The organism is Roseomonas sp. TS2, from assembly GCF_058833935.1.
On sequence record NZ_JCACVY010000219.1, the window covers coordinates 1 to 6,413 of the forward strand.

At 71.8% G+C, this 6,413-nt stretch carries 8 protein-coding genes; 5 read left to right on the top strand and 3 right to left on the bottom strand.

The window, feature by feature from the left end; all coding sequences use genetic code 11:
- The 4 genes from ACZJYS_RS21680 to ACZJYS_RS21695 all read left to right on the top strand — a co-directional run.
- On the top strand, positions 1-914 hold a 914-nt coding region (locus ACZJYS_RS21680; protein ID WP_493180287.1), incomplete at its 5' end, for a 1-phosphofructokinase family hexose kinase.
- Complete coding sequence (glk, locus tag ACZJYS_RS21685) at positions 911-1,915, top strand: glucokinase (protein WP_493180288.1); 1,005 nt, start codon at positions 911-913, stop codon at positions 1,913-1,915. The genes ACZJYS_RS21680 and glk, both read left to right, overlap by 4 nt.
- Before the next feature lie 94 nt (positions 1,916-2,009).
- Positions 2,010-3,614 carry an ABC transporter substrate-binding protein gene (locus ACZJYS_RS21690; RefSeq protein WP_493180290.1) on the top strand — a complete coding sequence of 535 codons (1,605 nt, stop codon included), beginning with the start codon at positions 2,010-2,012 and terminating at the stop codon, positions 3,612-3,614.
- A 75-nt stretch (positions 3,615-3,689) separates the two neighbouring features.
- On the top strand, positions 3,690-3,935 hold the full coding sequence (locus ACZJYS_RS21695) for a hypothetical protein (protein ID WP_109517303.1): 246 nt from the start codon (positions 3,690-3,692) through the stop codon (positions 3,933-3,935).
- A 64-nt stretch (positions 3,936-3,999) separates the two neighbouring features.
- On the opposite strand, the gene ACZJYS_RS21700 is transcribed toward ACZJYS_RS21695, so the two are convergent.
- The 3 genes from ACZJYS_RS21700 to ACZJYS_RS21710 all read right to left on the bottom strand — a co-directional run bounded on the left by ACZJYS_RS21700 (position 4,000) and on the right by ACZJYS_RS21710 (position 5,677).
- Positions 4,000-4,254 carry a GlsB/YeaQ/YmgE family stress response membrane protein gene (locus ACZJYS_RS21700; protein ID WP_109517302.1) on the bottom strand — a complete coding sequence of 85 codons (255 nt, stop codon included), beginning with the start codon at positions 4,252-4,254 and terminating at the stop codon, positions 4,000-4,002.
- Positions 4,255-4,394: 140 nt separating this feature from the next.
- Complete coding sequence (locus ACZJYS_RS21705) at positions 4,395-5,369, bottom strand: Bug family tripartite tricarboxylate transporter substrate binding protein (RefSeq protein ID WP_219929736.1); 975 nt, start codon at positions 5,367-5,369, stop codon at positions 4,395-4,397.
- A gap of 125 nt (positions 5,370-5,494) precedes the next feature.
- Positions 5,495-5,677, bottom strand: a complete 183-nt coding sequence (locus ACZJYS_RS21710) for a hypothetical protein (RefSeq protein ID WP_493180289.1) — start codon at positions 5,675-5,677, stop codon at positions 5,495-5,497.
- A 158-nt stretch (positions 5,678-5,835) separates the two neighbouring features.
- Here ACZJYS_RS21710 and ACZJYS_RS21715 point away from each other — a divergent pair, with 158 nt between their 5' ends.
- Positions 5,836-6,342 carry a YciE/YciF ferroxidase family protein gene (locus ACZJYS_RS21715; RefSeq protein WP_109517300.1) on the top strand — a complete coding sequence of 169 codons (507 nt, stop codon included), beginning with the start codon at positions 5,836-5,838 and terminating at the stop codon, positions 6,340-6,342.
- The last annotated feature ends 71 nt before the right edge of the window (positions 6,343-6,413 follow it).

A 6,413-nucleotide genomic window follows, 5' to 3' on the forward strand; every position in this document is an offset into this window, starting at 1 on the left:
TCGACCTGGCGAGCGAGGCGGCGGCGGTGCATCCCATCCGCAAGATCCGCACCTTCGCCGAGCGGCAGGACCCGGGCGGCGGCGGCGTGAACGTGGCACGGGTGGTGCGCGAGCTGGGCGGCGAGACGCTGGCGGTGATCCTGGCCGGCGGCGTCACCGGCCGCTTCCTGGAGGAGCTGCTCGACGAGGGCGGCATCCCGCGCCAGACCGTGCCGATCGCCGGCCGCACCCGCATCAGCCAGACGGTGCTGGACCGCTCGACGGGCCAGGAATACCGCTTCGTGGCCGAGGGGCCGCGCGTGGCGGAGGCCGAGTGGCAGGCGGCGCTGGAGGCGCTGGCGGCGCTGCGCGAGGGCTGGCTGGTGGCCAGCGGCAGCCTCGCCCCCGGCGTGCCGGAGGATTTCTACGCCCGCCTCTCGGCCCGCGCGCGGGAGGCCGGGCTGCGCTTCGTGGTGGACACCTCCGGCGCCGCGCTGCGCGCCACGCTGGAGGCGGGCGGCCTCACCCTGATCAAGCCGAGCCTCGGCGAGTTCGAGACCCTCATCGGCCGCAAGCTGCCCGAGGCGGCGGCGCAGGAGCAGGCGGCGGCGGAGCTGGTGCGGAGCGGCAAGGTGGAGATGGTGGCCCTCACCCTGGGCCGGGACGGCGCCATGCTGGCCACCGCCGAGGGCACGCTGCGCCTGCCGGCGCTCGATGTGGAGGTGCGCGGCGCCGTCGGCGCCGGCGACAGCTTCCTGGCGGCGATGACCCTGGCGCTGGCCCGCGGCCGCACGCCGCGCGATGCCTTCGCCTGGGGCGTGGCGGCCGGCGCCGCGGCGGTCTCCAACGCAGGAACGGCGCATCCCGGGCGGGCGGAGGTGGCGGCGCTGCGCCGGCGCATCGCCGGCGTGCCCATGGAAGGAGACAGCCTGTGAGCCTGAGACTGGTCGGCGATATCGGCGGCACCCATGCCCGCTTCGCGCTCTGCGGCGCGCCGGACGGGCCGGATGGCCTGCCGCGCGCGGAGCGCAAGCTGGTGGTGGCCGAGCATGCCGGGCTGGTCGAGGCGGCGCAGGCCTATCTCGCGGCCCTTCCGGCAGCGGAGCGCGCGGCGGTGACGGAGGCGGTGCTGGCCGTGGCCACGCCGGTGCTGGGCGATTCCGTGGCCTTCACCAACAGCCCCTGGCGCTTCTCCGTCGCCGCGGCGAAAAAGGCGCTGGGGCTGGAGCGCCTGACCGTGATCAACGACTTCGTGGCGCAGGCCGCCGCCGTGACGGTGCTGGGCCCGCAGGACCTAGTGGAGCTGCGCCCCGGTAGCACGAAGCCGGGCAGCGCGAAGCCGGGCGACGCGAAAACGGGCGGCGCGGCCGTGGTGCTGGGGCCGGGCACCGGCCTCGGCGTCGCCTTCGTGCTGCGCGAGCCGGGCCGGCCGCCCCGCATCCTGCCCAGCGAGGGCGGCCATGCCTCCTTCTCGCCGCAGGACGAGACGCAGGACGAGATCCTGCGCCGGCTGCGCCTCCGCCATGGCGGGCATGTCTCGGTGGAGCGGCTGCTCTCCGGCCCCGGCCTGCTGCACATCGCCCTCGCCCTGGGGGAGATGGCGGGCCAGGACCTGCCCCTGCGCGAGCCGGCCGACGTCAGCCGCCGCGCCGCGAGCGGCGAGTGCGCCATCTGCCGCCGGGCGCTCGGCCTGTTCTCCGCCATGCTCGGCGCGGCGGCGGGCGACCTGGCGCTGACGCTGCTGACGGAGGGCGGCGTGTTCCTGACCGGCGGGCTGTGCCGCAACCTCGGCCCGCTGCTGGACCGGGAGGCGCTGGCCGCCGCCTTCCTGGCCAAGGGGCGCTTCGACGGCTACCTGTCCGGCATTCCCGTCTGGCAGGTGGTGCGCCCGCATGCCGGGCTGCTCGGCGCCGCCGCCTATCATCCGCCGGGCTGAGGCCGGAAACGCCGCTCACGGGTTGCGGAGCGTGCCGCCCTCCTGTCTCATGCGCCCCGGGACGCATGAACGACAGGAGGGGAAGCACATGACCTTGCAACGCCGCGGACTTCTGGCGGGCGCCGCCGCCGGCCTCGCCGCCGGGGTGGCCGCCCCGCCGCTCTCGCGCGTCGCCATCGCGCAGCCGGCGCGCAACCGGGTGCTGAAGCTGGTGCCGCAGGCCAACCTGACCAGCCTCGACCCGGTCTGGACGACGGCCAACATCACCCGCAACCACGCCTACATGATCCACGACACGCTGTTCGGCATGGACGGGCAGTTCAACCCGCAGCCGCAGCTGGCCGAGGGGATGGTGGAGGAGGAGGACGGAAGGCGCGTCGTCATCACCCTGCGCGACGGGCCGCGCTTCCACGATGGCGAGAAGGTGCGGGCGCAGGACGCCGTGGCCAGCCTGCAGCGCTGGATGAAGCGCAGCCCCATCGGCCAGAAGCTCGCCACCTTCGTCGAGGAGGTCTCGGCGCAGGACGACCGGCGGCTGGTGTTCCGGCTGAAGCAGCGCTTCCCCATGCTGAAGGCGGCGCTGGCGCAGGTCAGCAACAGCCCGGCCTTCATCATCCCCGAGCGGCTGGCCAAGACCGACGCCTTCACCCAGATCCGCGACACCACCGGCTGCGGCCCGTTTCGCTTCAAGGCGGACGAGTTCAACTCGGGCAGCATGGTGGTCTATGAGCGCAACGCCGACTACAGCCCGACGCCGATGGGCCAGCCCAGCCTGACGGCGGGGCCGAAGCAGGTGCATTTCGACCGCGTCGAGTGGCACATCATCACCGACGCCTCCACCGCAGCGGCCGCCTTGCAGACGGGCGAGATCGACTGGTTCGAGCAGCCGCCGCCGGAGATCCAGGAGCTGCTGAAGCGCAGCCGCCAGCTCTCCATCGAGGCGATCGACCCGCTGCCGCTGGTCGGCATCCTGCGCGTCAACCACCTGCACGCGCCGTTCAACGACAAGAAGGTGCGGCAGGCGCTGCTGCCGGCCATCAGCCAGTCGGACTTCATGAGCGCGGTGGTGGGCCCCGACCCCTCGCTCTTCTTCGACGAGGTGGGCGTCTTCACCCCCGGCACGCCGCTCGCCACCAAGGCGGGGCTGGAGCCGCTGATGGGGCCGCGCAGCATCGACCGCGCCAAGGCGCTGCTGAAGGAGGCCGGCTACACCGACCAGCTGATGCGGCTGATCGGCCCCACCGACATCCTGGCGCCCTCCGCCATGTCGCAGGTCGGCGCCGACCTGGTCCGGCGGCTCGGCATGAACGCCGACATCGCCTTCAGCGACTGGGGCACGGTGGTGCAGCGCCGCACCTCGCGCGAGCCGGTGGACAAGGGCGGCTGGAGCATGCTGTTCACCGCCTTCTCCTCCTTCGACTTCGTCGACCCGGCGGCGCATTTCCCGCTGCGCGGCAACGGCACGGCGGCCTGGCCGGGCTGGCCGGACATCCCGAAGCTGGAGGAACTGCGCGACCGCTGGTTCCTGGCGCCCGACCTCGCGGCGCAGAAAAGCCTCGCCGAGGAGATGCAGCGCGTGGTGATGGACGAGGTGCCCTACATCCCCGTCGGCGCCTACAAGTCGATGACGGCGATCAACCGCAACCTGCAGGGGCGCGTGCCGGGCTTCGCCATCATGTGGAACATCAGGCGCGCCTGAGAGGGTGCGGCCGGCGCGGGTGGAACTCCCGCGCCGGTCCGGGTGTTCTCCTGGCGGTCAGCAAGGAGAACACGCATGAACCCGGTCCCCCACTCCCGCGAGTATTACAGCCCCGCGCAGTCGCAGCAGCGCGGCAATCTCAGCGTCGCCGAACAGGCGATGTATGTCGTGGGCGGGCTGGCGCTGGCGGCCGCCGGCACCAAGCCGCGGCCCAATTTCCTGCTCAACATTGTGGCGCTCGGCGCCGGGGCCTATCTCGCCTGGCGCGGCACGCAGGGCTACTGCCCGATGAAGGCGGCGATCGACGGCCACACCAGCTGAGGCCACCGCATGAAAAAAGCCCGGGGAAATCGCTTTCCCCGGGCTTTCCGCATGGTCTCCGGCCTCAGGCGCGGCGGCGCGCCACCATGCCGTAGATGGCCAGCACGATGATGGCCCCCACCACGGCGCCGATGAAGCCCGCTCCTTCTCCCGCACGGTACCAGCCGACCGCCTGGCCGAGATAGGAAGCGACGAAGGCGCCGATGATGCCCAGCAGCGTGGTCAGGATGAACCCGCTCGGCTCCTTGTCGCCCGGCATGATCCACTTCGCGACGAGGCCCGCGAGGAAGCCGATGATGATGGTCCAGATAATGCCCATGGCGCTGCGCCCTGTTCCGCTCGGGTTTTGGCCGCCGCGCGGCAGGCTTTCCCTGCCGCGCCGGATCGGCCCGATGGGTCAAGAAGCTCCGGGAGGCCGGCGGGTTGCACCGGTTGCACCGGAAGGCAGGCTGAACGGCGTTATTCCGGGCGGATGTTGCCGCGCCGTATCAGCTCTCCCCACAGCCGGGTGTCCTCGGCCAGGATGCGGCGCATGGCCTCGCCATCCCCCGTTTCGATGGCGACACCCTGCGCCGCCATGCGGGCGCGCAGGTCCTGGTCCTCCGTGGCGTTGCGCAGCGTTTCGGTCAGGCGCTGCGCGATCGGTGCCGGCAGGCCGCGCGGCGCGAACAGCCCCTGCCAGAACACCGCCTCGAAGCCCGGCAGGGTGTCGGCCACCGGCGGCACGTCGGGGAAGAGCGGCATCCTCTCCTTGCTGCTGACGGCGATGGCGCGGGTGATGCCTTCCTGCACCACCGGCAGGGCCTCCAGCGCCGCCTGGAACATCGCCTGGATCCGGTTGGTCCGCAGGTCGGTCAGCGCCGGCACGCCGCCACGATAGGGCACGTGCAGCACGTCGATGCCCGCCTGCTGCCGGAGCAGTTCCAGCGCCAGGTGGTTGACCGCGCCCGTGCCGCTGCTGCCGAAATTCAGCTTGCCGGGATTGGCCTTCGCATAGGCGATCAGCTCCGGCACCGACTTCACGGGCAGGCTGGGATGCACGTGCAGGACAAAGGCGGTGCGGTAGGCAAGGCCGAGCGGCAGCAGCTCCCGCATCGGCTCGCGCGGCGTCAGGTCGGGCTGCAGGGCCGGATTGATGGCCAGTGAGGATGCGCCCATCAGCAGGGTGTACCCGTCAGGCGCAGCCTGGGCGACATGGGTGGAAGCCACCGAGGTCGCTCCCCCGACCCGGTTCTCGACCACGATGGGCTGCCCCAGGTCGCGCTCCATGCGCTGTGCAATAGCGCGGGTGGTCACGTCGGTCAGGCCGCCGGGGGCGTAGCCGGTGACGATCGAGATCGCCCGTGTCGGCCAGGATGGCTGCGCAAGGCCCGGCCGGGCCAGAAGCAGGGCCGGGGCCGCCAGCAGGCCGCGGCGGCCCAGCAGGTGTCGCACCAAGTTCGTTTCCTCCAGGTTGTTCTGCGGCGAGCTTGGACACAAGCGCGCCGCGGCGCAACCTTGCCCGCCCCCCTTACCGGGCGCGGCGGGCGGTGCGGGGGAAACGAACCAGGCCGCGCGGCTCAGTCCTTCTTGGGCTGCTCCGGGCGGTTGGCACCGGTGATGGCGGCCTGTTCCGCGACCTCGGTGTTGTAGGCCTTCTCCGGCTGCCGGCGCGACGTCGCCTCGGTTTTCTCATCCTTCTGCACGTCGTGCGGGCCGACATTGTGCGGGCGCACCGAGCGATATCCTGATGTGTCGGCCATGGAGCGGGCCTCCTTTGTTATGAACCTCTCGTTGCAAGCCCTGAACGGGGGATGAGGTTGCACGAAGGCGGGAACCTTGCCCCCCGCCCGGATGTTCTGGCCCTGGCGACATCGCGCTGCGCCCCGCCACGGGCGCGGCGTCAATCAGGAGATCAGACATGGCCACTATCAAGACGTTGGACGACCTCTTCCTGCACACGCTGAAGGATGTCTACTACGCTGAACGGCAGATCCTGAAGGCGCTGCCGAAGATGGCGAAAGTCGCCCAGGACGAGGCGCTGAAGGCCGCCTTCCTCAAGCACCGCGAGCAGACCCAGGGCCAGATCGAGCGCCTGCAGCAGGTCTTCGAGGCGCTCGGCAAGCGCGCCCAGGGCGTGACCTGCGAGGCCATCAACGGCCTGGTCGAGGAATGCGAGGAGCTGATCGAGAGCGCGCAGGGGCCCGGCCCGGTGCTGGATGCGGGGCTGATCGCCTCCGCCCAGGCGGTGGAGCACTACGAGATGGCGCGCTACGGCACGTTGCTGGCCTGGGCCAAGGCCCGCGGCGACAAGGAGGTGCTGGGGCTGATCGAGGCGACGCTGGCGGAGGAGAAGGAGACCGACAGCCTGCTGAACGAGATGGCGAATTCCGCCATCAACCCGCTGGCGGTGAAGCAGGCGGCCTGAAGGCCGGCCGTGGGCGGCAGCCATGTGGCGGCTCCGCCTGCGGGCCGCGCGCCCGGCAGCGCCCACCGTTT

What these genes read in the sequence shown, in the direction of transcription:
- ACZJYS_RS21695 (WP_109517303.1), top strand. Translation starts at nt 3,690, where the DNA reads ATGAACCCGGTCCCCCACTCCCGCGAGTATTACAGCCCCGCGCAGTCG.
- ACZJYS_RS21700 (WP_109517302.1), bottom strand. Translation starts at nt 4,254, where the DNA reads ATGGGCATTATCTGGACCATCATCATCGGCTTCCTCGCGGGCCTCGTC.
- ACZJYS_RS21710 (WP_493180289.1), bottom strand. Translation starts at nt 5,677, where the DNA reads ATGGCCGACACATCAGGATATCGCTCGGTGCGCCCGCACAATGTCGGC.
- ACZJYS_RS21715 (WP_109517300.1), top strand. Translation starts at nt 5,836, where the DNA reads ATGGCCACTATCAAGACGTTGGACGACCTCTTCCTGCACACGCTGAAG.